Here is a 24,132-nt window from a genome sequence, read left to right on the forward strand (position 1 = left end):
GCCAGAGTTCCGGGTCGACTCTAGAGTGATTCCAGAACCATAAAGTGAGCGTGGTTCATTTATCCGTTGCGGACGAAAGAATCACATGATCAATGGCCAAGTTTCCCATTGGTGGGAACAAATCGGGTTGCCCGCTGCACGCCCAACGCTGAATGAATCACTTGACGTTGATGTAGCCATCGTGGGCGGTGGATTTACCGGTCTATGGAGCGCTTACTATTTGAAGCAGGCCGAACCCTCCCTGCGCATCGCAATTTTGGAACAACGGCACGTCGGTTATGGCGCCTCGGGGCGAAACGGCGGCTGGTTAACCAACACTATTACCGGTGGGCGCGCACAATATCTAAAATCCCATGGCCGTCAGGCCGCTGCGGACTTTCAACTAGCCATGAATCACACCGTCGCTGAAGTGATCCGGATCTGCCGGGCGGAGCAAATAGAGGCAGATATCCTGCTTGGCGGGGAATTCGAAGTTGCCTGCAACGCAGCACAATTTGCCCGGCTGCGGGAAGTTGTTAGGACCGAAAATTCTTGGGAACACACCGATGTGCAACTGCTGTCGCAGCATGATGCAACAGCGAGAATCGGTGTCGAAGGTGCACTGGGTGCTGCTTGGCATCCTCATGCCGCACGGATTCAGCCGGCAAAACTCGTCAGTGGCCTAGCTCGGGTAGTCGAGTCCCTCGGTGTAGAAATCTATGAGAATACCCGGGTGACCGAAATTCGACCCCATCAACTGGATTTTGCGGGCGGTCAGGTGGCTGCGGAATTTATCATCCGGGCGACAGAAGGATTTACCGCCGGGCTCAAAGGGCGCAAGCGGCTCTGGCTTCCGATGAATTCGTCAATGATCGCCACCGAGCCTCTAGGGACAAATTTTTGGGACGAAGTCAATTGGAGCCAAGGCGAAGTCCTTGGCGACTTCGCCCACGTTTACATGTACGCGCAACGCACCGCGGATGACCGAATCGCCATCGGCGGGCGCGGCGTTCCATACAAGTATGGTTCCCGGACGGATCTTGATGGACAGACACCAGAAGCGAGCATTAGAGGGTTGAAAGAAATTTTGCATACTCTCTTTCCGCAAACACGGCATACCAGCATCGATCATGCCTGGTCCGGGGTACTTGGGGTTCCACGTGATTGGGCGGCAACCGTTGGGCTCGATTCACACAGCGGCATCGCCTGGGCAGGAGGGTACGTTGGTACCGGGGTGGCCACCACTAATCTTGCGGGCCGTACCTTGCGGGACTTGGTGTTAGGACGGAGATCTGAGTTAGTTGAGCTGCCGTGGGTAAACCATCAAACGAGACTGTGGGAACCCGAACCTTTGCGATGGATTGCCACTAAAGGACTCTATGCCGCCTATGGACTGGCAGACCGGCAAGAGACTAAGGGCCGTTCGCAGACTTCACCGATCGCTCATTTCGCAGATCTGGTGACCGGTAAGCGCTAAGGCTTTGACCTGGCACTCTAGCCGTGCCAAGGTGCTACGGGCAGAACTGATCCCAGATCATGGGCCGGGATCCCTCTGCTGCGCACTTTTTAACTAGTCTTGTTTTCGCAGATGCGACCTGATTGGTTGTTCGCGACTTCTCTATACCCTCAGGGGGTACTTGAAATATACCCAGTAGGGGTATATTCTCTAGTTATAGGCAGGCTGGTGAGCGTTGGTCTCCGGTTGCCAGGATTATAACTCGTAAGACGAAGAAATTACGAGCAAAATACAACTTACGGAGGAAGCAATGAGCTCCAGCATCACTTTGAAAATTGACGGCTTGACCTGTGGGCACTGTGTCTCTTCGGTCACTGAAGAGCTGCAGGAAATCGCCGGGGTCAGCGCGGTCGAGGTTGACCTTGTAGTTGGTGGAACATCTACTGCGACGGTTGCTACCGAGGTGCAGGTGGAGAATTCTGCATTCGAAGCAGCTATTTCCGAGGCCGGATATAACCTCGTCTCAGTTGACGTCTAAGGGTGGCCCTGCGGGGCGAGGTCCAGTGCATTAAGCCGCAGCCAGATGTGAGAAAGAAATGGAATCATGAGTAACGACACTGCATTCCCCACCAACCAGCGCATAGTCGAGTTGGACATCCAGGGAATGACCTGTGCCTCGTGTGTGGGTCGAGTCGAGCGCAAACTGGGCAAGATAGAAGGCGTTGAAGCGTTGGTCAACTTGCCGTTGGAATCAGCACGCATCACCGTTCCGCAAGACGTGAGCGACGAAACTTTGATCTCAACTGTGGAGTCGGCCGGTTATAAAGCCAGCCTCAAGGTTGACCAGTACGCGAAGCCATCGGCTCCAACGCTGCTTGACGGTGATCAAGACGTTTTCGAACCTCCGGCGCAGCTTGAACCAATTCCCGCGAAAGCAGCGCCAGCGGTCGGTGCGGACCTGAAGAGACGGCTGATTGTAGCTGCCATCTTCACCACCCCACTCTTTGTCATTTCCATGATTCCCGGTGCCCAATTCCCGCATTGGGGTTGGGTGGCGCTGGTCCTGGCTACGCCGGTCACTTTCTGGTCGGCCTGGCCATTTCACCGAGCGGCCGCGATCAATGCACGCCACTTCGCCTCCACCATGGACACCTTGGTGTCCATCGGTGTCCTGGCCGCTTACTTGTATTCGCTGTGGCAGTTGATTGCAGATCCTAATATCACCGCCCACACCGGCATGCCGATGAGCGAGCATGCCTTGTACTTCGAAACTGCCGGCGTGGTAGCGACTTTCCTACTGCTTGGACGGTGGCTGGAAGCACGCGCCAAAGCCCGCGCAGGTGACGCATTAAAAACGCTGCTGGATCTGGGAGCCAAAGAAGCTACCCTGATCCGCGACGGGGTGGAAACGAAGGTTTCGGCCGCTACTCTGGTGCCCGGCGATGAATTCATTGTGCGTCCAGGGGAGAAGATCGCCACAGACGGCTTTGTGGTCTCCGGGCACTCGGCGGTAGATACCGCGCTGGTGACAGGTGAATCGGTCCCCGTAGAAGTTGGCCCGGATGATACGGTCACCGGAGCTACGATCAATACTTCAGGTGCGCTAGTCATTCGCGCTACCCGAGTGGGTCAGGACACCACGTTGGCACAAATGGGACGTTTGGTCTCCGAAGCGCAGACCGGCAAGGCTCCGATTGCCCGGCTGGCGGACAGGATCTCCTCGGTATTCGTACCTATTGTGCTGGTTATTGCTCTCGGGACCTTTGTGACCTGGTTGCTTGTTGCCGGAGATATGGGTGCTGCTGTTGCTGCCTCTGTTGCGGTGCTGGTTATCGCTTGCCCCTGTGCATTGGGTCTGGCAACGCCTATTGGCTTGCTGGTTGGTACTGGGCGGGGAGCCCAGCTAGGTATCCTGATTCGTGGTCCGCAAGTTCTGGAGGACACGCGGAAGGTTGACACGGTTCTGCTGGATAAGACCGGAACCGTTACCGAGGGAAACCTTGCGGTCACCGCCACCACCGCGGCTGACGGGTTTGCAGAAAGCACTGTTTTGGCACTGGCAGGTGCTTCCGAGTCCAGCTCCGAGCACCCAATTGCCCAGGCGATTGTCGCGGCTGCTAGAGCTGATGGCGACCTGTTGGGATCAAGCGATTTCAGCTCGGCCGCTGGCGGCGGCGTTCGCGCGGTAGTTGACGGACAGACGGTGGTGTCAGGGCGCGTCAGCTGGTTGAAAGACAATGGTATTGAGTTGACCGAGGGGCAGCATGCGGATCTGGCCGCTGCGCAACAAGCCGGTGCTACCTCGATCATAGTCGGCGTTGACGGGGTCTTCGCGGGGTTGGTCAACTTGACCGATACCATCAAGGAATCCTCTGCGACGGCTATCGCCAGGCTCAAGGATTTGGGACTGCGCCCGGTGCTGCTCACCGGTGACAATAGGGCGGTGGCCGAACTCGTGGCGGCCAAGGTAGGCATTGCACCCGAAGATGTCTTCGCAGATGTCTTCCCCGAGGGCAAAGCCGAAGCCGTGCGTAAGCTCCAAGCGCAAGGCAAGGTTGTAGCCATGGTGGGTGACGGTGTTAATGATGCTCCTGCCTTGGCTCAGGCTGACCTGGGCATCGCGATGGGATCCGGCACTGATGTGGCTATTGAGGCCGCGGATGTGACCATTATGGGCAACGATATCGATCAGGTAGCCCAGTCCATTGAACTGTCCCGCAAGACTTTGGGAACCATCAAGATGAATCTTTTCTGGGCGTTCATCTACAACACCGCCGGTATCCCGGTGGCAGCTCTCGGGTTCCTGAATCCGATGATTGCAGGAGCTGCCATGGCTGCAAGCTCCGTGCTTGTTGTGGCCAACTCGCTACGACTGCGTGGGTTTGGACGTAAGTAACGATTGCCAGTAGTGGCCAACTGCAGTGGAAAGTGCCGGTTTTCCTGAGGGAAGAAGCCGGCACTTTTTACGTCTACTTATGTCAGGTAAATCAGGAAGCTCACTGCTGCAGGACTAAGCCAATGAGAGGAAGAGCTTTTCCATTTCGGCGCGGTCCACGGTGGGATCATCTGACTCAAGGCATTTTTCTAAACCGGTGGCGATGATAGAGAAGCCCGCGCGGTCAATGGCTTTCGACGCTGCCGAGAGCTGGGTAACGACTGCACGGCAGTCACTGCCTTCTTCGAGCATCCTGATCACAGCGTTAAGCTGCCCCTGAGCTCTTTTGAGTCTGTTGATCGCAGGTTTCATAGTTTCTGCTTCTAACTGCATGGCGCGCTCCTGTCATGTTGAAATTTCTTCCATCCTATACCCCGGGGGGTTTATTTGATTGTGGTAGTATTTTCTCGATACCCCATAGGGTATCTAAAGGTGAGCTAATTTAGTAGTTTGCATACGGATGAATCATTGACTTTAGGGAGCATAAAATGTGTCGTGCCGTGAAATGTAGCAAGTGCCAAAAAACCACCTGGGCAGGGTGCGGGCAGCATGTTGAGCAAGTTATGGCTAACGTTCCACGCAACTCACGCTGTACTTGCGACCCGAATGCGGCTCAAGGAAATAAGTCGGGCAAGGGCTTTTTCGCACGTCTTTTCGGCAGGTAAGCGCTGAACCAAGGATTGATGATCCGTACCGTAGGTGGTCGCGGCCAGCGACCTTTACAGCGGAATTTTGACCAGGGAAAAGCAGCGTCTGATCGGTACAGGAAGCGGATTAGTCGCAGCGTGAAGCAAGTAGAGAAACTCCGCTTCCGGACAGCTCGGAGCAGTACGCTTTCCTTCCGGTCATCGCCATGATTAGTGCCAGAGTTCTGCCACGAACGGGCAGGCCATGCCCAATGGTGATGCCGCTTTCGAGGCTCTCTAATTGCAATCCTTTGATTCTCTTCTTTGCGACAACAATTTGGTCGCTGCCTGCGTAGTATCGAAGTAAAGCATCAAGGGTTTCTTGCCGGTGATTATGATGCAACCCGAGCGGTTGCCGAATATCATTGCCGTGGACGATCATTTCTCCGAGTAAGGCTAATTTAGGAATCGGGGGAGAGGTCCTACTGCCGATGGTTGCACGAAAACGTTTCAGCGTATCGTCCGGGGTGGAACCGAGCTGTTCGCTGATCCGGTCGGCCACTTGCAGATCAAAATCAAAGCGCGCTCGCAGGACACCAAGAAACCAAGCTGTCCCTGACAAGGTGCCGCTGGCGGTCAGGTGTGCCAACACTTCCCGAACTGTCAGCTCGGTACAGAGCGATTGGGTTCGCCACTGCGGCGCATCGATGAATGCTAATTGATGAGCCAAGGCGGTACGCTCGGTATCGATCTCTGACCAGAGGCTACGTCGATCCATAAAGTCATGATCGCACGGAAAGATTAAATTGGGAGAGAAGAATTTATGGAAGTTACGTTTTGGCACTTCTCCCTAGTCTCGATAATGGCAAGCCGGACCGGACCGATACTGAGCTGTGGCTATTGGTATCAGGAACCGCTTATGTAGCCCCGTGCCACTTTTATTCCTCATCGCGCCCCAGGGATTCGCTTTGAATGTTTGGCAGTTGCGCCGGTGGAAACGTCTCAATGCATGAGTAATGAAATCATCCATTGGCAGGAAGAGGCTGCGTGTCTTTCATTTAGGAACGCACATGGCGATGACGGCTAGTGCTGTGTTGAAGATTTGAATAAGGATCTTTGGCAAGCTGAATGCTAAGAACGATAGAACAGTTGATAATAGTTGTCATGCCACAACTTGCCGAAATTACCTCATTCCACGAACCCGCACCGCCCGAAGGGCAATCTCCTTATCTGCCTGGAGCTGGACCATTGCAAGGCGTTGAGATTGCCGAGTGGAACGACAAGTGGGCAGGGCAATTCCAGTTTCTTGCTACGCAAATCAGAAACGTCTTGGGATGGCGGGCTCTGACAATTGAGCATGTCGGTTCGACATCTATACAGGAACTGCCCGCGAAACCAATCATTGACATAGATTTGGTGGTTGCTGATCCAAATGAAGAACAGCTCTATGTTCCGGCGCTCGAAAAAGTCGGTTTTCAACTAGTTGTCCGCGAACCGTGGTGGTATGGACATCGTGTGCTGCGGGGCTCGAACCCACCATGCAACTTGCATGTCTTCGGGTATGACAGTCCAGAATTAATCAAACATCGAATTTTCCGTGATTGGTTGCGTGCGCACCCAAACGAGCGACAGTTGTACGCAGAAGCAAAACGGATAGCCGCAGCGCAGGCTACGGCAGCAGGCGAACACACCATGCAATACAACGCCCGTAAAGAATCCGTCATCAAGGAAATCTATCACCGAGCCTTTTCGGCTATGGGTCTTATCAAAAATTAAGACGTGTACCCTCCCAAGGTGTTGCTTGTCTGCATGTTTAGAAGTTCCGTGATGAAGTCTAAATGCGCCGGCAACCTGGCAACTGGAGTTTCCGCAGGCGCATTAGGGAACCAGTTACTGAATTCTTCAGCGTGAACGAGAGGCTTTTCGGAATGTAACTTTGCCGTGTCATCATAGATTCCAAAATGGTTCTTATGGCTATCGGCTACGACTAGTTCAGAGCAGGATTGTTCTTCCATTACGCCAAGGAGTTGGAGACTTTTTCGTCACAGAGTGGTCGAAAACTTGGGTGGGTATCTTGTCGCTGGAAGTGGCAATTTGGCCTGATTTCAAGTGCCCCGCATAAGGTCCCTTCACCGGGCATTTTCTCGGGCGGGGTATACGGGAATCTGAAATCTTTGAAAACTCGGAGTTTCGAAAATTTACCAAGTCAACGGATCGAGTGTCCCGTATGGCGACCGGCATATGGGACACTTGAATTTTCATCTCTGTCACGCAGTATTAGATCCGCGCTTCTGGCAGGATTGGGTCATGGATAACATTTTCCCAAGCATCCCCTTCCGTCCCGAATCACGCGATTGGATTCTTCGGCTTACCAATCCGATACTGAGATACCCTTGCAATAATGTCCGTTTGAAGGGGTATGAAAATGAGTATTCGCAGGATTTTCTCCGGAGCCATTTGTATCGGCTTATTGTTGCCACTCGGCGCATGTTCATCGCACACCGGGATTCGGGCGTTGGAGACACAGAGCACGCCGACCGACGTCCTGCCTACGGGAGTTGAGCTCGACGACACTGTTGACGCGGAAAGTTCACGACTTCTGACAACCCACAAACAGGTACGATATTTTGCTGCTGCGTCCCATGATTCTTCGGTAGGTTGCATAATTGTCGTTCCACCAGGAACAGACCCTCAATGGTTTGCAGGTTGCGGCGGCATGGGAGCAGCAGACCTGATTGTCACTGCCTCGACCATGCCAAGCAACATGTCAGCTTCCTTGGTTCGAGATAACGCTGATACCCGCACTTTGGAATCCCAAGGATGGACCAGAATTCATGAGAACATCCTCATCCCCAGCGTGCAGGGAGAAACCGTCCGGTAAATGCAGGTCATCAAGGGAACTTGAGCACAAGCAGAAGGCGTTAGAAACCTTCTCCTGACGAAACTATAGATTAACGTTCGGTCTGGGATTGTTTGCCCGGTACAGCGTTCCCCTGTGGGCAACAAAGCAATGAGTTCTTGGCCCTGGAAGAGCGCTAGAACTATCGAAGTAGTCATCATCGGTTCTAGGGTCCCGATGGTTCAGACCGATTTTCCGAGTCCCACTTCGATCGCATCATCATGGCGCAAAGCCCAGCTGCAACGGAGCCGGCCCCGCAAACCCACAAGGTGAGCGTGGAACTGCCTAACGCCAAAGACATGCTTATAATCCCCGCGCTTACAAGATTGCTCGCCGTAAAAATGATCGAAGTCAACGCAATGAGACGTTCACGAAAAACAGTTGACTCACCCCACGTGGAAGCCATCGTCGACGAAGCGGTCAAAGTGAGTCCTCGTCCGACACCAGCAATCAACGAGCAAACAAGGATCATGGTCTCCATCGCGTTGGAAGGAATAACGAACGCGATCAATCCGAGTCCAAGAAGTACGCTTCCCCCGGCATAGCAACCTCTTAGATGCCGGTCAGCACGAGCAACTAGCACGGCACCGAGCAGTGAACCGAGCGTATGGGAAGAAACAATCAACCCGGCGTACTCCTCTGCACCGTTGAGCAAGTCCCGGGCAGCCAACGGCGCAATGACCTGGATGTTGAAGCCGAAGACGCAGACCGCCGCAAACGCAACAAGAAACGCTCTCACAGACCTTGTATTCAAAGTAGGGCTCCAACCGGTCTCACCCTCTTTCCCAAGATTCTCTTTCTGGGAGATATTGAGGAGCTTGATGGCTCTTGATGAGAGAAGAGCGGCAACTACGCATACGACTGCGTCCAAAATGAACCAAACCTGCCAGTACCCAGTTGCTAGCGCAAATCCTGCTGCGGCTGGAGCAACCAATCGAGCACCATTGCTGTACGCGGTGATACTAGAGATCGCGCGTCGGCGTACTTCCTCGGGATAGAGATCAGCCATCACCGTCCGACGCCCTGGCGCTTGCACCGTTGAAGCTGTCGCATAGACCAAGCTCATGATCAGCGCCGAGACAAGGTTGTAGCCGAACACCAGTGATGTGATGCCAAAAATTATTGCGCTTGCTGCCTGTAGCCATAAACTCAGCACCAGGGCTGAGCGGAAATTGAATTTTGAAGCGGCGCTGCCGACCAGCAGCAGCAATGCCAAGGCTGGAAGAGATTGTGCTGCTAGCTGCAACCCGACGGCTTGAGGATCTTCTGCCCTGAGCACTGCCAGTCCAGCAAGCAGGAAGAATACGGCTTGAGTAGTGGCCCCATTGCCGATAGAGATCCATATGTAGACTCGCCGAAAAGCGACGCTGCCATGGTTGGTCAGCGATGATGCGTTGGCAGTCGAGGTCGTCGATGCAGATGATTTGCGCATGTTCCCAAGTATCAACATCGATGCTAGATTCATCAATGTTGATTGAATCAAGTAAGGGTTGCAATGTCTGACATTCCGAGGCTTACTGTGGGCCAGACTTCGATCCGGTTGAATGTGAAGCCCGAAACGGTTTATTCCTACATTTCCCGTGGCCTGTTGAGCAGCCAGCGATCCAGTGGCGGCTCAACACTGGACGCGCTGGAGGTCGAGGCGTTCGCACAGCAACGCGGACGAGCCCCTGTTTCGTCGACCTCGCGAGAAGACGGTTCGAGGTACTCTTCCCACGGTGCGCCTTTGATGATCCTGGATACCAACATTTCCCAAGTCATCGATGGACAGCTTTACTTCCGGGGCGTAGCCGTAGAAGAACTCGTATCGCGTTATCACTTTGAGTCTGTCGCCGCCTGGCTCTGGGGAGAACCGCTGAACAGTTCCCATAGATTCAAAGCCAACGCCGAGGACACGCGAAACGCAGCAAACTTCGTGGCTGCATTGCCTCGCTTCGCCTCGCCCTTGGACAAAGTGTCTGCCGCACTGTTAGCTCTGGGTGCTGCTGATCCGTTGCGCCATGCCTCGCAGAACAACGTCGCGGAGTTGGGTGCTGGATTGATTTCAGGAATCGTCAGCAGTTTGAACCAAGCAAGGCACAAAACCTGTCGATCTACGGATCATCCAAGTGTTGCCGATGGGATAAGCGCAGCCTTCGGGCCAACGCAAGATGCAAAGTCTAAGAGCGTTCGCGCGATTAATGCTGCGCTGGTGTTGCTGGTTGACCACGACTTGGCTATTTCCACTTTGGCGGCTAGAGCGGCAGCGTCTGCCCGTGCAACGATCTACGGAGGAATCAGCAGTGCAATTGGCGCACTGGATTCCAAGCTCCATGGCAACGCCAGCCAAGATGCGGCAGAACTAATCAGAATGGCACTTAAATATGATTCACCAGAAAAGGCGCTGGCGGAATCGATCGCTGCTAATGGGCGCATGGTTCCAGGATTCGGGCATGCTTTGTATCCAGAAGGTGACCCACGCGCCAGAATTCTCTTGGATATATTGCATCAGGAAGTTCCCGATTCACCTGTTCTTCGAGCTGTTGGCTCGTTGGCCCGTGTGATGGAAAACCGCACACGGCTTGGTCCCAACATTGATTTGGCTTTAGCAGCGTTGCTCCATGTTAAAGGGATGGCACCTGACGCAGGGCCGGCGATTTTTGCTATCGCGCGGTCGGCAGGATGGATTGCCCACATGGCAGATGAGTACGGACGCGCTCCTATGCGGATGCGCCCGCACGGCCGTTACTCTGGACCTGCACCAAGCGAAGCGTCTGGGACTCCATAGCAGCAGAAGTGATTCGTTTACGGAATATGTTCCGTAGAGCGTTCCCCTTGCGGGAGCGCGGTTGTTCCACGAGCAGGAGCCATTAGTTGGATGCTTTGGAGAGCTAGGGGCCGGTGCTGGATCTGTCCGTGGGTATGTTTTTAGCTCCCCCATCGGTGCTTTGGTCGATTGTAGGTTGACTAAGGAGGATCGCTTGGTAGGCGTCTACTCCGGCCGCCACTGGACCGAATGCATCTCGAATCTTACTTCCGCGCTTGGCCCGGATTAGTCTGACAAGAATTCCTACGGCAATGGCGATCCAAAAGGCTGCCATGCCAAGGCTGATGAGGTTGAAGGAATCACTATCTTGATAATACGAGTAGACCGCTACCCCGATGGGAGTCAACGTAAACCCAATTGCAACGATGACTTTTCGTTTCAAATTGTCACCTCCGTTGTTTTCTAAAGTCTACGAGAAGGAATCCCGCGAGCGTATATGGCTCGCATAATAGGTTGTCCGTTCAACGTTCGGCTTGCGGAACATTTTCGAATCCATCGATGGGTGTCCGAGAAAGAGATTCCAGCGCTACAAGCACTGGTGGCCCCTAGCTTCAAATCCGGCGGGCAGCATCACGGGAGTATCCCGTGCGGGCCCGCAGCGTTCCCCGAAGTGCCGCGAAGAAACCTTGACTGGATGCCATTCACACCCTCCTCCTGAACCGCAACAGCCAAACCGAGTAACCCCCTGAAGGTGGCACCGAAGGGCGTAGTGAATCCTGGGCCGATAGACGCGACAACAATCATGCATTACGATAAACGTTAATAACGAATATCGTAAAGGCGGTAGATGATGCACAAACTTCTCACTGGAACTCGACGTGGCGTAACTTTAGGATCACTTGCTATCGTCGCGATGCTGACCCTGGCTATCGGTTGCTACGTCGGATACCAGGCATGGCTACGGATTTTCCAAATCCAAGCCGGCAAGCTGAATTTCTCCGTCCCTTCTTTCCAGCACATCGATGCAGGAAGCCTCGACTCAAATGTAGTCTCGCTTCAAGTCGAAACGCTCCGCGTGCAGGTAACCACCATCGACTCATCAATACAAACCCTCTTTATCTCTTCGGCAACGCTTACTGCGGCAGCCGTTCTATTCGCCACGGTTACCGTCGTGTTCCTGTGTTACCGACTGATCAGAGGAACACCTTTCGCCGGCGGGTTCGCGTGGCCAGTAGCGATCTCGGGATTCACAGCATTAGTAGCCGGAGCACTGGGGCCATTTCTTGAAGGAGCAGCAAAGAAGGCCACGGTTTCACAGCTGTCCGGAATTGATTCGGGAATCAGCCCCTTAGGCGTTGGTGATCTCGTGTATTACGCCAGCTCAAGCTTCAATCTGATGCCTGTGTACGTGGGATTGATCGCCTTATTGTTAGCCGCTGTATTTCGGAGTGGCGATGCGCTGAACCGCGATGCAAAAGGACTCGTCTAGTGGCCAAGACTCGCAAGCAGGCCGAAGAAGCACTGATCGTTTGCCACTTGGACGAACTGCTTATAAATGCAGAAATGACATTGACAGAGCTCAGCAAAAGAGTGGAAGTCAGCATCGTCAATCTGTCCTTACTCAAAAACGGGCATGCCAAAGCCATCCGTTTCACGACTTTGAGAGCCATCTGCCATGTCCTTGAATGCGATGTCGGTGACCTCCTCACCGTTTACCGGAGCTAAGGAGAAACACCGGTGCAAGCATTAATGCGTGAAGCGAAGATTACCGGAACGCAAACCATCAGCGTCCTGGAGAACACGCTCCGACTGCGTAACATCAGTCTCGACCAGGCCGCTCAACGTACCGGCGTACCGGTCGAGGATCTGCACAAATTGTGCATCGGTGATGCTACGGGCATCAAGTTATCCACGCTGGCAGTACTTTGTTCTAAGCTCGATTGCAATCCTGATGATGTGCTGCAGGTTAAACCCCAAGTTCCGCCCGCGAGCAAGATCCGGAATGGAATCATCCGACGAGCTTGGGCCTGCCAATCACGCTGGATGAGCATAGTCGCGCTCTTCTTTTCTGCGCTTATCAGCGTCTGCTTCCTGGCTGGACTCGTAAGTCAGGTCAACCCCGTCGATTTCTATGTCTACCACTATGGGGCGGGACTGGCGGCAGCGGGTGAGAACATCTACGCCGGCAACATCCATGGAACCGACATGCCGACCGAGGGATTGCCGTTTACCTACACTCCCTTTGCTGCTTTAGCCTTCCTTCCCTTGAACATCCTTACAGCTAAAACTGCCTACTTCCTTTGGTCTATCGCTTCAGCGCTGACGATGGGGCTCGTTCTGCGCAGCTTGCTGCCGTTGAAGCATCGTAACCAGCCTGCAGTTGTCGGCATAGTCGGATTCATTGCGTCTTGCAGTATCGTTATGGCCAGCCACATCATCTTCGGCCAAATCAATGTATTCCTTATGGCCCTGGTGCTGATTGACATAGGGCGTAATTCTGAAAATCGAATTCTGCGGTTCATTCCCAGAGGGGTACTTGTGGGAATCGCAGCGGCCGTGAAACTTACGCCAGCTCTTTTCATTGTTTACTTCGTCATTACTGGGCAGAAACGGGCTGCCTTGACCAGCTCCATAGCTGCTCTTGCTGTGACAGTTGTTGCGGCATTCGCTTATCCATCCATGAGCATTGATTTTGCTACTAGAGTGCTCTGGAATTTATCTGATCGGGTCTCCCTCGATGGGCTATTCTCCACATCGGGAAACAACTCCATCCAAGGAGCTTTTGCGGCATTAGGGGATTGGACTGCCATTCCAGCGGTAGCGCTGACTCTGATCGCTGCCGCACTTGGTCTTTATGCTGCGGCGAGGGTTTTTCGTCGGGGTGGCAATATCCAAGCGGCGATCGTCATTGGCCTGACCGCGTGCATGGTGTCTCCCGTAAGTTGGATGCACCATTGGGTGTATCTGTTGCCAGGGCTAATGGTGCTCTGGGGCCGTGGCGGGTTGCGAGTTCGGAATTTTTGCCTTGCTAGTGGGCTAATTCTTGTTGCGACAGGACCAAACCTTGGTGACGTGCTTTTCAGTCTCAATACGCCGGTATTGTTTCCGTTAGCGATTGTGCTGCGTGAATCGTTGCTGCTCATTGGTCTATGCATCGTTGTACTTCTGGTTCAGCAATCGCATGCGCGGTTCACTGCCACCACTCTGCGAGAGCCTGTAAGTCGTTGATCCGTTTTAGCTGCTCGTTCGCTTAAGTGGGGCGCATGACGGCGATTAGTTGACGCGTTCGTGTTGTCTGATTTCGCAACCACTGTAATGCCTGGCTTTCAGCTCTGTGAACATGTTGCACCGAATCTTATCCGTGCGTTCGGGAGGTGTCCCGATGCTCCTATTCTTGTCAATTGCGTTCCGGAGCTTGTTCTTCAAGCCAAGCTCGGTATCTGGAGATGGCCTCACAGTCCTGGGACTTGCCATGCTCAATGCGCGAGATCGTGCCCGGCCAGGTCCCCAACGCAGCTGCAACAAACACTTGCGTCAGACCCAATTTCAGACGCAGGATCCGCAAATCGTTGGTCAACGGAGCAGACCTAGGATTCTTCATGACGTGGAATATTTCACGGGCAACATAACGCTTGAGACAACGGATAATTTCCTTTTTACTTAAACCGTCTTCGGTACGTTTGGCCACGTAGGCACGTGTCCTGGCATCTGTGGACATACGAACCACGACAATCCGGTAAAGCGAGCTGTTGGCTTGCCTGTCACCACCTCGGCAGAGCCTGTGACGGCTTGTTTTCCCGGAAGAAGCCGGGACGGCCGCAACACCGGCCAGAGCCGCGAAAGCCGCTTCGCTGTTCATGCGTTCCGGATTATCGCCGAATGTCACCAATAGCTGAGAAGCGACGACGACACCAACACCTTTGACGTCCATAAGCTCTGGGGCATAGGTCAAAATTATGGCTTCAAGCGCAGCATCAGTTTCGTTGATTTCTTCACTCAGGAACCGGTGGCGCGTCCCCAATCGCTTGAGCGTCATCAGGGTAGCTGTGACGGGATCCGCCCGATCGCCTGTGGGTCGGCTGCTGGCCATGGCCTTGACCCTTGCCTCACTGCTTAGACCTCGATATTTGGCTCTGACTTCGTCCGTGGCGGCAGTGAGGACTGCGCTGATTTGGTTCATCAAGGCCGTTCGGGCCTTCATGGCGCTGGTACGTGCGGTGCGCAGTACCCGCAGCGCTTCCACATAACCGTCGCGGGCTTTGGGGGTGGACGTGCCCCGGTCCGCCAGCACCGATTCGGCGGCTTGGTAGGCGTCCAGAGGGTCGGATTTGCCACGCAGGCGACGTTCGGCACGGTTTGGGCGGTTCACCTCCCGGATGATGAAGCCGTGTTCCGCCAGCACACGGGCGAGCTCGGCTCCATAGGAGCCGGTGCCCTCGATGCCAACAGCGGTTACGGGTCCGAAACGGGTCAGATAGGCGGCGATCTGCCGGTACCCGGAACCGACGGCCAGGAACTTGCGGTCCCCAAGCCGTTTTCCGTAGTCGGTAATCAGTGCGACGTGGTGTGTGTCGGCATGTGTGTCGATGCCGGCGATAACCTTGAATTCTTCGTTTGCCATGAGGGGTGGAGCTCCTCTGATACTGGTAAAGCAACAGGGTTGGCTCGTGTTGACCAGTCGGACAGACAGTACTGTGATGGGATCTTTGGAACAAGCTCCTATGAAGTCATGCTCGGCTGGGCAGCACGTTTGGTGCGGGCCACCAGCCGGCGGACAGATCGGGACTAAGACAACCTTGAAGGGCGTCGGTAGAGGGTTGAGTCACGCCGGGCTGATGACCTAATAACATCATCACAGTAGAGGGTTCCCCCTGCCGAACGACTTGTAGGACGGAAGGCGTTGAAGTGCCGTGTGCTTTAATGGCTTTCATGATCCGCGCTGCACAGGTCGATGATGTTCGCTTGCTCCCGGGCATTGAGCGTGCTGCTGATACTGTCTTCGTCGGCGAAGGCATGGCATCAATTGCCGACGGTGAGACGATGCCCATTCATGTTTTCCTTCAGTATCAAAATCAGGGTAGAGCATGGGTGGACACGGATGATTTTGATCAGCCCGTTGCGTACCTTCTTTTGGATCTAATAGACGACGTTGCTCATATAGAGCAAGTCTCTGTACTTCCGACTCATGCGGGCCTCGGGATTGGCCGTCAGCTCATCGGGATGGCAGCAGAATGGGCGAGACAGCAGGGTTATGCCGCGCTGACGCTAACCACTTTTGCCGAAGTTCCTTGGAACGCGCCCTACTATGCTCGTTTGGGTTTTGATATTGTTCCGACGAGTCAGTTGTCCCCAGGTCTGAGGAGAATCCGAGAGCATGAGGCCTCCATCGGATTAGATCAGTGGCCTCGTGTTGCCATGCGTTGTCCGCTCGTTGGTTGATTCCGCGCCAAACTAGCAGCACTCTGTCCCGCTGAGGACTCCCTTTTGTGGACGCTCCTCTAGTGGACCGTCAGATGGGACTGTGAATGATGCCCGTCAAATATGATGAATTTCAGCTTGCTACTGGCGGTGTTCTGTTCCGCATTTTTCGTTTGGCCAAACCTCGCAGAGTAAAAGCGCCAATCGCTGCGCCCAGGATCGCCCAAATGACGTCGTCGACGCTGCTTATTCTGTCAATTCCGAGGGCAAACTGCCCCGCTTCAACGACTACCGCGAAAAAGCCAAGATGGAGAACTATGCGTCCCACACTTGGCTTTAGTGCAAGCATGTAGAGCGCTCCACCTACCGCAAACAGCAAGATGTTGGCGATCCCTTCCTTGATAACCGAGTAGCCAATTCCAGGACCATTCGAAATAAGTTCTTTGAAAGGTACTAGTGAAAGAGTGCTTTTCGGTTCACCACCAAATGCTGCGGGCATCAGAGTAATCAAACCTGTGCCAAGGACCCATCCGAGGAAGATCCAGAGCAGGAACAGTTTTGAGAGCTGCGTTTGTCCTGTCTTGATCCGTTTCCGGTTGCTGATCGCGAGAACTCCCGCGATCAGCACAACGCCAATTAGGAAGAACGGAATAAGGTAACTGAGAAGTCCGAAGTACAAATCGTGCTTTCGTGTCCGATTGAGTGCTCATCAAGAGTCAGCGGCATCTCCATTGAGATCAGCGCTTCGCGTGGCTGGAGCACGCGATACTAGAACGGTACCGATCTTTGATACGAGGTGTCTATTTGGTTTTCACCTTGGCCAATGCGTCCCGCTGGACGTTCCCCGGCGAGAAGGCTGAACTTCACCGAAAATAGCTTGAGGCAGAATAGAATCATGAACATACCCCCAAATGGCTCGCAGGACCCCGAGCCGACCTCGGTTCCGAAGGTATGGCCCCTACCAAGACTGATGAAGAGGAACCCGGTCAAGGCTGTTTCCCTAGTCGTTGCTCTCCTCGTCATTGCTGTTCTTCTGGTAAAAATGTGGTTACTAGCCAACGGCGGGATGATGATCTTGGCCGGTGTCATCACAGTTTCCTTTGTATTCATACTTTTAGGCGCGTTGCGTCCTCGCCGGGCCATCGACTAACTCTCACTTATCCACCGGCGATTCTCATCTGCCTGGGCAGGGATATCACCGTAGCCCACGACAATCCGAATTATTGTCCCGTAGAAGGTTCCCCTTGCGGGCTTCAACTTCCTATCCGCATGCGCGGTTCCAGCACCCGCAAGACGTCTACCAACATCGTGCAGTCCCGTCGCCATCATTCGTCGACGATTCCTCACTGCGGGTTCCCTGGGTGAAGATTCTCTAGAAACATCGATGATAGAAATGAAAATCGAAAGAACATGCGTAAAAGTCCCTCAATTGAAAAGAAGCCACAACGATTTCAAGTGATTTTCCAGGGCACTAAAGTTGAATCTCCTCATGCTTAATATATGCCGCTAGTGGATCGCATATAGATAGATAAACGACCATAAGGTTTGCAGAAAACGGAACCGCGCCAAATAATCTTGTAATCCTCCTGCGCGCTCCCAACGTTCAGGTTCTTCAGGTGTGCTGCGCGTTACATAACGACCGAAAGTAGATATACTCCGGGTAAGCCAAGTCACGCAGGGAATCGGTTTATCGCTGAGGGACAGGCGCCTTCATCATTTTATGACCGTTTCGAAAGAGTGCATTTAGCGTGAAAAGATCAGTTCAGCTCCAAGGCCTCGCACTAATTGCGCTTATGCCTCTCCTCCTTACTTCCTGTAGCATCGATTCACCGAGTACGGAAACAAGTTCTTCTGCAGCAAGCAATACGCCAGCTGAATCCTCGATGTCAGCACCGCCAGCACCGGTGAGCAATGAAGATGATCCCCTGGATAACGGCGGCTACGCCGAATATACCTGGGATGACTTTGTGGAAAAACTAAAGGAAATGAGCGGCCTGAAATCATGGCCGGAGGTAGAAAGAGTCCGATACGTTTCCCAGGAGGACTGGCCTACAGAGCAAGCGCAATGCCTGAGCACTCTCGGGTTCCCCACCTCCGTGGAGAGCGATGGATCGTTTACCACTAAAAGTACCGAGGGGCAGCAAGAAGCGCTTGCAGAAGCTTCCTATACCTGTGAAGTTCAGTACCCGATGGACCTGAAATACAGCCAAGCCCCGACCCGAACGCAGCTACGTATCTTCTACGGCTACTACCGCGACACCCTCATCCCATGCCTCCAAGACTATGGCGTTGAAACCGGCTCACTGCCAAGTGAAGAAACCTTCGTTGAAGGAACTGCTAGCGGCTCAGCATCATGGACACCCTACGATGCAATGAACTTGGAAACTGTCGATACCGCGGAAATGAATCAGAAATGTCCTTCATCTCCACCTTCGGAGATTCTGTATGGGAACTAGAAGCGCTGATACTTCCAGCTGGATGAAGCCAAAATTCCTCTCCGCCGCTGCGGCGATTGCAGTTGCTGCAGGTGCAGCCGGATGGGCAATCAACGCAACAGTAGTGGGCCAAGGAGAGACGACGCAGGAAAGCGAACAAAATGTTTGGGCCAAGGCCGAAGCATCAGCCATTGGTTCCTCACTGAATCTGTCCACAATAGTGAAACAGCCGGTCCAAGTGGTTGCGAGCAACCACTTGGCCGGAGTCGTGTCCTCAGTGTCGGAAGGGGAGAAAAAGCCAGGAGACGTCATTTACTCCGTCGCCGGATCCGATGTTTACGTGATCTCAGGTCAGACACCCTTGTACCAAGACATTGGACCTAAGGCCTCGGGCGAGAATGTGAAGCAGGTTGAAAGCTTCCTCAAGGACCAGGAGTATTTCAGCGGCACCCCTGATACCCGCTTTGATGCTGCCACAACTTCGGCGATCAAGGGGTGGCAAATTGCGACTAAGCAAAAGGCAGATGGCCGTATCGCGCTAGGACGCATGGTTGCGATCAGCTCTTTGCCCGGCCAGGTGGATATAGGCGAAGCGATCCGCCCGGGAAAGAATCTAGCTGGAGGTGAAGACGCCGTTCTTGCCCCTAGCGGGGAGCGTACCTTCACGATGTCTTTGACCGGTGAACAAGCTGCGTTGATTCCGCAGGATTCCGCCATAGAGGTGAACCATGGCGACCTGACCTGGGAAGCTCAGATAGCGCAAACGACCACCGATGAATCAGGAAACGTCATCCATACTTTGGCCGGGCCCTCTGGTGGATCGGTGTGCGATAAGGAATGCGACGAACTGCCTGCTGGCAGCAACGTCACCCTTCGCTCCAAGGTGATTGTCGTCCCCGAAACCAAGGGTATCGGCATTCCTTCCTCGGCGGTTACCACCACTGCCTCAGGCGAGACAGAAGTAGTGACCGAAAACGGGCCAGTCCCAGTTGAGGTAGTTGCCAGCGGACAGGGAATTGTCATCGTCGAAGGTCTGGAAGAAGGAACCTCTGTGCAAGTCCTTGCAGCGAACAGCGAGGCGCGGTGAGCATCCTCAGCGTTCGTGATTTGGGGTTCAAATACACCAAGGACTCTGAGGAACTTTTTGATGGCTTGAGCTTTCAATTCGCCCCGGGGAAAGTCACTGCACTCACCGGTCCTTCGGGGCGTGGGAAATCCACCCTCCTCTACGTGCTGGGGCTGATGCTCACGCCAAGCCGAGGGGAAGTCTTTCTCCACGACCAGCCTCAGTCTTCTACTCCTGATGCTGTTCGGTCAAAGGTTAGGGCTGATCAGCTGGGGTTCGTCTTTCAAGACTCGTCGTTGGATCCATCGCGGACCATTATCGATTCTGTTATTGAGCCAACGCTCTATGCCGGTGTGGACCGGAAAATCGCAATGGCCCGGGCAGAGCAGCTGCTGGAAGAACTTGGTGTTGCCGCGCGCAGTGATCACAAGCCTGGTCAGATTTCTGGTGGACAAGCACAGAGAGTCGCTGTCGCGCGGGCGCTGATTAATAATCCTGCGGTGATTCTGGCCGATGAACCGACTGGAAACCTCGACCCCACGAATGCCGCCGGTGTCTTGGATATCCTTTCGAAGGATGCCGGAACCCAGCAGCGCACTGTAGTGATCGCGACCCACGATCCTTATGTCATTAGTCGCGCAGATGAGGTGCTGGCGCTATGACATTGAAAATGTTGCTCCGTGAAGCACTGGCTACCGCCTGGGCTAGCAAGGTTCCCTCGGCGCTAGTTTGCTTGATTACAGCTGCCATGTGCATCATGACTATTTCTACTGTCGGCCGGACCGCGGCTGCTGAAGAACAGGTGGCGCAGCGTATTGATTCCTCCGGCGCCAGACAGCTGGTGGTGACCGATAAGAAAGCCGACGGTCTGATCAGCGAATCGATCATTTCGATGGCATCCAATTTCTCTGTGATTGAACGCTCCGTTGGCCTTGGATCGCCGACGGACGTCAAGAATCTGGCGATTGGGGAAGGTGCAACGCCGGTCCCGGCGTGGGCGGTTATCGGAGATATAGGGTCGGTCGCACAATTGGAAGCGGGACGCTATCCCGGACCGGGAGAAGCCCTGGTTTCTACCCAAGCTCTACGCAAGCTGGGGATGCAATACCCGGTGGGGGCGGTTCGAATTGCCAATGCTGACATTCCTGTGGACTTCGCGATTGTCGGGTCCTATACCCCTCGTGATCCATTCACTGATTTGGACCAAGGAGTGATTTACGAAGCTCAGTCGGGAAGCAGCGCAACGAACCTGCACCTGATCTTGAATGATGCCAGCCAAGCTGCGGTGGCTCAGGGATCGGTGTTGAGTTTATTCGGGCAGCTCGCTGATCCTGAAGCTATCTCTGTGCGTTCGCCACTGCAGATGGCGAAGCTTCATGATGAGATCGTCGGGGACTTGGGATCTTTTGGTAAGTCTTTGCTATATGGCGCGTTGGGCATTGGGTCGTTGCTCGTCGCGGTGGTTGTCTTTGCCGATATCCTTGTCCGCCGAAAGGACCTGGGCCGTAGGCGTGCTCTTGGCGCAACGCGAAGTGACATTGTCACGCTCATGCTCATCAGGACACTGATCCCAGCGGTGGCGGGTGCACTGGTGGGAATGTTAGGCGGCCTTGGAATTGCCGTCTCAACAGGTTCTGTACCGCCGTTCGCTTTCTGTCTTGGCATAGTGATTCTTGCGTTGCTTTCTGCTGGAGCTAGTTCTTTGGTGCCGGCTGCATATGCTGCTAACGCCGATCCGGTGAAGGTACTTCGAACGCCATAGAGCAGTGATGGTTCTTCCGTGTCCGAGACAATCAACCGACGAACGAAGGCTTGTATTAGAGCGGTAACTGGTGCTGTGGCCAGGACCGAAACGGGTCGAGACCTCGTCTGGGGAACCTGGATGAAACGGGTACCGGACGATTGCATATCAAGCTTCAGCAGGAGATTTTGTTGATATGTCTAGAAGCATGAGCGTAGGCAGGGGAACTGGGTGATAAGCCGGTCCTATGTCCCAGTTAGGGTTCCCCTTGCGGGCGCTCCTCTAGGGGACTGGCTTACGGGACGAGAATCTGGGTTCACCGCTTCTGGACTCGTTGTAGTTGATAATTAACGGATGCGGACTATCAGCAGTGAACGATTGATCATGCGGCGATGGGAGTTAGACGACGCTGACTTTCTATTCGATCTTGAGTCCCGATGGGAGACTGTTCGTTTTCTTGGGTCTCAAGCAAAGCCGATGACTGATCGCTCTGAAGCGGTGGAATCCATCATTCGTCGTCGTGCTATTGACAACCCAGTTCACGGGATCTGGGCCATTACCTCTCGCGAATCTGGTGGATTGTTTGGGAATATCCTGCTCAAACCCATCCCGCTATCGGTAGGTGTTGAAGGTGAAGCTCCGGTGGAGATCGGCTGGCATTTACACCCCGATGCCCAAGGTGCAGGTTATGCCACAGAAGCGGCCACTGCTGTCATGACGGATGCGGCAAACAACGGGCTTCGGTCCGTTCTCGCTGTCACTGATCCACTCAATACAGCCTCACAGCGAGTGTGTGAGCGCCTTGGGATGCGGCCACTCGGCGTCACCGGGGCATTTTACGACGAACATAATCTGTTGTTCGAGAAAATCCTGTCCCGTTAGTGGTTCCTCTACGGGGCGGGCTCATGCTCCTGAGTAGGTAGGCACAGTTGATTGGATGTCCGGCGGCCGCCCTGGAGGTTGGCGCGCTCCGGCCGCGATTTCCACATTGTGACGAACGCGAACACGGATATAAGGAAAGCAGCGAAGGCCTGCGCGTGGAGGACGAGCCACAGTTCGTTCTGGTGCGGAAGCAACAGGCTCATGTTTCCTGCCTCGTCCGCTCGATTGACGAAGAATTCATCGATGGGCGTCCAGAACGCTACCGCCATGACGCTGAGTCCAAACATGAACAGGGCGAGGGCGAATATGATGATCGACCATGCTGTAGGTCGCCGTCTTGAGGTTCTTGTAGGCATTACCGATGAGCTCCTTGTCTTTGACGTGCGGGATCACCATCCTATCGAGACCGGTCAATGGTGGCGGTTCCCTACGCAGATCCGTTAATGGATCAGTTTCGTCGTTGTCGCCAAGGGCCGACACAATTGGCGTCGTCACATCGGTCAGGAGAGCAAGATTGCTGTATTGGCGGTCCGGATCCGTTCGCACCATCCACCGTCCCAGTAGACGTTCCCCTCCGGACGCTTCTCTGGGGGACCGCTTTACGGGACGCCAACTTCGATCGCTACGAAACCTTGAACCGGCTATGGTTCCAGTCTGCGCCCAGCGACTTCCAATGCGTAGTAGATTCGGTTTTACCGACAGTGAAAGGCCTAACCATGAGCCCAATAATTCGTCTGGTGAGCTTTGCCGACAGTGACAACGCAACCACCGGTGAAACAGAAGAAGTATCGGTGCGACACGAGGCCGAACTCGACAACGGAAAGCTAGTTTTGCTTTTGGATAACCGCGGGTGGAGTTCCATCGGGCGCTGGTCCGATGCCCGGCGTCGGGACATCGAGGAAACCGCCCGCGTTGTCGTGGGGCCCGATGAGCCCTACGGCGAGCAGAGCGTAGAAGTCGCAACCACCGGACACTGGGCCTTCATTCAGGAGATCTTGGCCGTTCAGGGAATCGAGGTTGAGGTATCCGAGTTACGGAAAATGCGGCATGACGTAGTGCTCAGCAAACGACTCCAAGATCGCCTAGACAAAGGCAGTAACCCGTCTGGCTGAACTAGCACTACCCGGGCACACAGAAGCGTTGTATAAGCAGACATGTTCGACTGAGAAATACCCGTCAAGGCCCCGAATTCGCACGGAAGGTTCCCTATACGGGTCTACGAGGGCCGACAATCATCGTGTGGGGCATTCAAGATTTGACGTTGTTCTTGCGCAAATTCGAGGTGTCCTTGACGCAAGCCGGTGAAAATATGTCTATGAAGGCCTTACCTTCTGCGCTAAGCAGGCTTCGGCAGTACGGATGGCTTGTCGGGTTGACGAGAGCTGGTCTTCAGGGCTTTGCAGTTCTTGGCGCAGGACCAATGCAGATTCGAAACTACGTAGCGCATCGGCGAACTGTCCTTGGTCGAAGTGCAGCTTGCCTAAATGCTGCCAAGCGAAGGCTGCCAATGTACGCGCAACGACGGGGTTCATTTCAGAATTATCAATCTCAGACTGTGCAGATTCCAACGCGACTGTGAATAGCTGATCGGCTTGGCTGTATTTCTTCTGCCAGTGCATGACGTGAGCCAGCCGTAAAGCACCGGCTACGGCTTGGAATGGAAGTGGTGTGACGATTTGCCGGGTATCTGTCTCCCCGCCCGATTTAACTAATGTGATCCAACCCAGTTCTTCAGCTTCTTGCAGCCTTCCGAGTATTCGAAGCCAAGCGATGCGTTCCGCGTCGCCTGGCTCGCCAATATTTTCAAGTTCTTCAATCCGGGATTCTACTGCGGCTTTGTTCCTCACGACTTCGCGTAGGGAGACAGGATCTATGACGTAGCGAGCTTTTAGAGATTCTTCGGTGGGCGATTTTGATGACATGGCTAGAAGCATAGCTGCAGGCCGGGG

24 protein-coding genes are annotated in these 24,132 nt (G+C 54.2%); 18 read left to right on the forward strand and 6 right to left on the reverse strand.

Features of this window, described 5'->3' with window-relative positions; translation table 11 throughout:
* Positions 1–85 precede the first annotated feature (85 nt).
* From CIK74_RS12890 to CIK74_RS12900, 3 genes are all read left to right on the forward strand, one after another.
* Positions 86–1,456 (forward strand): FAD-binding oxidoreductase, encoded by a 1,371-nt coding sequence (locus tag CIK74_RS12890; RefSeq protein ID WP_096256606.1) that lies wholly within the window; start codon positions 86–88, stop codon positions 1,454–1,456.
* 289 nt (positions 1,457–1,745) lie between these two features.
* Positions 1,746–1,973, forward strand: coding sequence for a heavy metal-associated domain-containing protein (locus CIK74_RS12895; protein ID WP_096256607.1), 228 nt, complete (start codon positions 1,746–1,748; stop codon positions 1,971–1,973).
* Between the two features lie 66 nt (positions 1,974–2,039).
* Positions 2,040–4,331, forward strand: a complete 2,292-nt coding sequence (locus tag CIK74_RS12900) for a heavy metal translocating P-type ATPase (protein ID WP_096256608.1) — start codon at positions 2,040–2,042, stop codon at positions 4,329–4,331.
* A 114-nt stretch (positions 4,332–4,445) separates the two neighbouring features.
* On the opposite strand, the gene CIK74_RS12905 is transcribed toward CIK74_RS12900, so the two are convergent.
* Both CIK74_RS12905 and CIK74_RS12910 read right to left on the reverse strand, forming a co-directional pair.
* Positions 4,446–4,703 carry a metal-sensitive transcriptional regulator gene (locus tag CIK74_RS12905; protein WP_096256609.1) on the reverse strand — a complete coding sequence of 86 codons (258 nt, stop codon included), beginning with the start codon at positions 4,701–4,703 and terminating at the stop codon, positions 4,446–4,448.
* Positions 4,704–5,144: 441 nt separating this feature from the next.
* Entirely contained in the window at positions 5,145–5,840 is a 696-nt protein-coding gene (locus CIK74_RS12910; protein WP_240520540.1) for a maleylpyruvate isomerase family mycothiol-dependent enzyme, read from the reverse strand.
* 320 nt (positions 5,841–6,160) lie between these two features.
* Here CIK74_RS12910 and CIK74_RS12915 point away from each other — a divergent pair, with 320 nt between their 5' ends.
* Positions 6,161–6,772 (forward strand): GrpB family protein, encoded by a 612-nt coding sequence (locus tag CIK74_RS12915; protein WP_096256611.1) that lies wholly within the window; start codon positions 6,161–6,163, stop codon positions 6,770–6,772.
* A 649-nt stretch (positions 6,773–7,421) separates the two neighbouring features.
* Complete coding sequence (locus CIK74_RS18550; protein WP_141392950.1) at positions 7,422–7,877, forward strand: hypothetical protein; 456 nt, start codon at positions 7,422–7,424, stop codon at positions 7,875–7,877.
* Positions 7,878–8,061: 184 nt separating this feature from the next.
* Here CIK74_RS18550 and CIK74_RS12920 read toward each other — a convergent pair whose 3' ends face one another.
* The gene (locus CIK74_RS12920; RefSeq protein WP_170947877.1) at positions 8,062–9,327 is read right to left on the reverse strand and encodes an MFS transporter; all 1,266 of its coding nucleotides are present in this window, start codon (positions 9,325–9,327) and stop codon (positions 8,062–8,064) included.
* Positions 9,328–9,390: 63 nt separating this feature from the next.
* Here CIK74_RS12920 and CIK74_RS12925 point away from each other — a divergent pair, with 63 nt between their 5' ends.
* From CIK74_RS12925 to CIK74_RS12945, 4 genes are all read left to right on the forward strand, one after another.
* The gene (locus CIK74_RS12925) at positions 9,391–10,662 is read left to right on the forward strand and encodes a citrate/2-methylcitrate synthase (RefSeq protein ID WP_096256613.1); all 1,272 of its coding nucleotides are present in this window, start codon (positions 9,391–9,393) and stop codon (positions 10,660–10,662) included.
* Between the two features lie 826 nt (positions 10,663–11,488).
* A complete protein-coding gene (locus tag CIK74_RS12935; protein WP_141392951.1) occupies positions 11,489–12,130 on the forward strand; it encodes a hypothetical protein in 642 nt (213 codons plus the stop codon).
* A complete protein-coding gene (locus CIK74_RS12940; protein WP_256382728.1) occupies positions 12,130–12,366 on the forward strand; it encodes a helix-turn-helix domain-containing protein in 237 nt (78 codons plus the stop codon). Before CIK74_RS12935 ends, CIK74_RS12940 begins: the two co-directional genes overlap by 1 nt.
* 24 nt (positions 12,367–12,390) lie before the next feature.
* The gene (locus CIK74_RS12945; protein ID WP_141392952.1) at positions 12,391–13,869 is read left to right on the forward strand and encodes a glycosyltransferase 87 family protein; all 1,479 of its coding nucleotides are present in this window, start codon (positions 12,391–12,393) and stop codon (positions 13,867–13,869) included.
* Between the two features lie 169 nt (positions 13,870–14,038).
* Here CIK74_RS12945 and CIK74_RS12950 read toward each other — a convergent pair whose 3' ends face one another.
* Positions 14,039–15,262: an IS110 family transposase gene (locus CIK74_RS12950; protein ID WP_096256617.1), complete on the reverse strand. Its 1,224-nt coding sequence runs from the start codon at positions 15,260–15,262 to the stop codon at positions 14,039–14,041.
* Positions 15,263–15,561: 299 nt separating this feature from the next.
* Between CIK74_RS12950 and CIK74_RS12955 the strand changes: the two genes are divergently transcribed.
* On the forward strand, positions 15,562–16,080 hold the full coding sequence (locus CIK74_RS12955; RefSeq protein ID WP_240520541.1) for a GNAT family N-acetyltransferase: 519 nt from the start codon (positions 15,562–15,564) through the stop codon (positions 16,078–16,080).
* Positions 16,081–16,192: 112 nt separating this feature from the next.
* Here the strand turns inward: CIK74_RS12955 and CIK74_RS12960 are convergent, their stop codons facing one another.
* Entirely contained in the window at positions 16,193–16,738 is a 546-nt protein-coding gene (locus CIK74_RS12960) for a VanZ family protein (protein ID WP_096256618.1), read from the reverse strand.
* 216 nt (positions 16,739–16,954) lie between these two features.
* Here CIK74_RS12960 and CIK74_RS18555 point away from each other — a divergent pair, with 216 nt between their 5' ends.
* From CIK74_RS18555 to CIK74_RS13005, 8 genes are all read left to right on the forward strand, one after another.
* The gene (locus CIK74_RS18555; protein WP_141392954.1) at positions 16,955–17,209 is read left to right on the forward strand and encodes a hypothetical protein; all 255 of its coding nucleotides are present in this window, start codon (positions 16,955–16,957) and stop codon (positions 17,207–17,209) included.
* A gap of 733 nt (positions 17,210–17,942) precedes the next feature.
* On the forward strand, positions 17,943–18,515 hold the full coding sequence (locus CIK74_RS12975; RefSeq protein ID WP_096256621.1) for a hypothetical protein: 573 nt from the start codon (positions 17,943–17,945) through the stop codon (positions 18,513–18,515).
* Entirely contained in the window at positions 18,505–19,581 is a 1,077-nt protein-coding gene (locus CIK74_RS12980; RefSeq protein ID WP_096256622.1) for a peptidoglycan-binding domain-containing protein, read from the forward strand. The genes CIK74_RS12975 and CIK74_RS12980 overlap by 11 nt, the downstream gene beginning before the upstream one ends.
* The gene (locus tag CIK74_RS12985) at positions 19,578–20,222 is read left to right on the forward strand and encodes an ABC transporter ATP-binding protein (RefSeq protein WP_240520542.1); all 645 of its coding nucleotides are present in this window, start codon (positions 19,578–19,580) and stop codon (positions 20,220–20,222) included. Before CIK74_RS12980 ends, CIK74_RS12985 begins: the two co-directional genes overlap by 4 nt.
* Complete coding sequence (locus CIK74_RS12990) at positions 20,219–21,322, forward strand: FtsX-like permease family protein (protein WP_096256623.1); 1,104 nt, start codon at positions 20,219–20,221, stop codon at positions 21,320–21,322. The genes CIK74_RS12985 and CIK74_RS12990 overlap by 4 nt, the downstream gene beginning before the upstream one ends.
* A 363-nt stretch (positions 21,323–21,685) precedes the next feature.
* Positions 21,686–22,183, forward strand: a complete 498-nt coding sequence (locus CIK74_RS12995; RefSeq protein WP_240520549.1) for a GNAT family N-acetyltransferase — start codon at positions 21,686–21,688, stop codon at positions 22,181–22,183.
* Positions 22,184–22,426: 243 nt separating this feature from the next.
* Positions 22,427–22,627, forward strand: coding sequence for a hypothetical protein (locus CIK74_RS18955; RefSeq protein WP_041649101.1), 201 nt, complete (start codon positions 22,427–22,429; stop codon positions 22,625–22,627).
* Positions 22,628–22,899: 272 nt separating this feature from the next.
* Entirely contained in the window at positions 22,900–23,295 is a 396-nt protein-coding gene (locus CIK74_RS13005; protein ID WP_205738286.1) for a hypothetical protein, read from the forward strand.
* Between the two features lie 201 nt (positions 23,296–23,496).
* Here the strand turns inward: CIK74_RS13005 and CIK74_RS13010 are convergent, their stop codons facing one another.
* On the reverse strand, positions 23,497–24,105 hold the full coding sequence (locus CIK74_RS13010) for a tetratricopeptide repeat protein (protein ID WP_141392957.1): 609 nt from the start codon (positions 24,103–24,105) through the stop codon (positions 23,497–23,499).
* Between the last annotated feature and the right edge of the window lie 27 nt (positions 24,106–24,132).

The sequence above is a fragment of the Glutamicibacter sp. BW77 genome (genome assembly GCF_002332285.1).
GTDB classification, from domain to species: Bacteria; Actinomycetota; Actinomycetes; order Actinomycetales; family Micrococcaceae; genus Glutamicibacter; species Glutamicibacter bergerei.

What these genes read in the sequence shown, in the direction of transcription:
- CIK74_RS12955 (WP_240520541.1), top strand. Translation starts at nt 15,562, where the DNA reads ATGGCTTTCATGATCCGCGCTGCACAGGTCGATGATGTTCGCTTGCTC.
- CIK74_RS13005 (WP_205738286.1), top strand. Translation starts at nt 22,900, where the DNA reads ATGAGCCCAATAATTCGTCTGGTGAGCTTTGCCGACAGTGACAACGCA.
- CIK74_RS12950 (WP_096256617.1), bottom strand. Translation starts at nt 15,262, where the DNA reads ATGGCAAACGAAGAATTCAAGGTTATCGCCGGCATCGACACACATGCC.
- CIK74_RS18550 (WP_141392950.1), top strand. Translation starts at nt 7,422, where the DNA reads ATGAGTATTCGCAGGATTTTCTCCGGAGCCATTTGTATCGGCTTATTG.
- CIK74_RS18555 (WP_141392954.1), top strand. Translation starts at nt 16,955, where the DNA reads ATGAACATACCCCCAAATGGCTCGCAGGACCCCGAGCCGACCTCGGTT.
- CIK74_RS12900 (WP_096256608.1), top strand. Translation starts at nt 2,040, where the DNA reads ATGAGTAACGACACTGCATTCCCCACCAACCAGCGCATAGTCGAGTTG.
- CIK74_RS18955 (WP_041649101.1), top strand. Translation starts at nt 22,427, where the DNA reads ATGGGCGTCCAGAACGCTACCGCCATGACGCTGAGTCCAAACATGAAC.
- CIK74_RS12895 (WP_096256607.1), top strand. Translation starts at nt 1,746, where the DNA reads ATGAGCTCCAGCATCACTTTGAAAATTGACGGCTTGACCTGTGGGCAC.
- CIK74_RS13010 (WP_141392957.1), bottom strand. Translation starts at nt 24,105, where the DNA reads ATGTCATCAAAATCGCCCACCGAAGAATCTCTAAAAGCTCGCTACGTC.
- CIK74_RS12990 (WP_096256623.1), top strand. Translation starts at nt 20,219, where the DNA reads ATGACATTGAAAATGTTGCTCCGTGAAGCACTGGCTACCGCCTGGGCT.
- CIK74_RS12975 (WP_096256621.1), top strand. Translation starts at nt 17,943, where the DNA reads ATGTCAGCACCGCCAGCACCGGTGAGCAATGAAGATGATCCCCTGGAT.
- CIK74_RS12925 (WP_096256613.1), top strand. Translation starts at nt 9,391, where the DNA reads ATGTCTGACATTCCGAGGCTTACTGTGGGCCAGACTTCGATCCGGTTG.
- CIK74_RS12995 (WP_240520549.1), top strand. Translation starts at nt 21,686, where the DNA reads ATGCGGCGATGGGAGTTAGACGACGCTGACTTTCTATTCGATCTTGAG.
- CIK74_RS12915 (WP_096256611.1), top strand. Translation starts at nt 6,161, where the DNA reads ATGCCACAACTTGCCGAAATTACCTCATTCCACGAACCCGCACCGCCC.
- CIK74_RS12980 (WP_096256622.1), top strand. Translation starts at nt 18,505, where the DNA reads ATGGGAACTAGAAGCGCTGATACTTCCAGCTGGATGAAGCCAAAATTC.
- CIK74_RS12935 (WP_141392951.1), top strand. Translation starts at nt 11,489, where the DNA reads ATGATGCACAAACTTCTCACTGGAACTCGACGTGGCGTAACTTTAGGA.
- CIK74_RS12945 (WP_141392952.1), top strand. Translation starts at nt 12,391, where the DNA reads ATGCGTGAAGCGAAGATTACCGGAACGCAAACCATCAGCGTCCTGGAG.
- CIK74_RS12905 (WP_096256609.1), bottom strand. Translation starts at nt 4,703, where the DNA reads ATGCAGTTAGAAGCAGAAACTATGAAACCTGCGATCAACAGACTCAAA.
- CIK74_RS12890 (WP_096256606.1), top strand. Translation starts at nt 86, where the DNA reads ATGATCAATGGCCAAGTTTCCCATTGGTGGGAACAAATCGGGTTGCCC.
- CIK74_RS12920 (WP_170947877.1), bottom strand. Translation starts at nt 9,327, where the DNA reads ATGCGCAAATCATCTGCATCGACGACCTCGACTGCCAACGCATCATCG.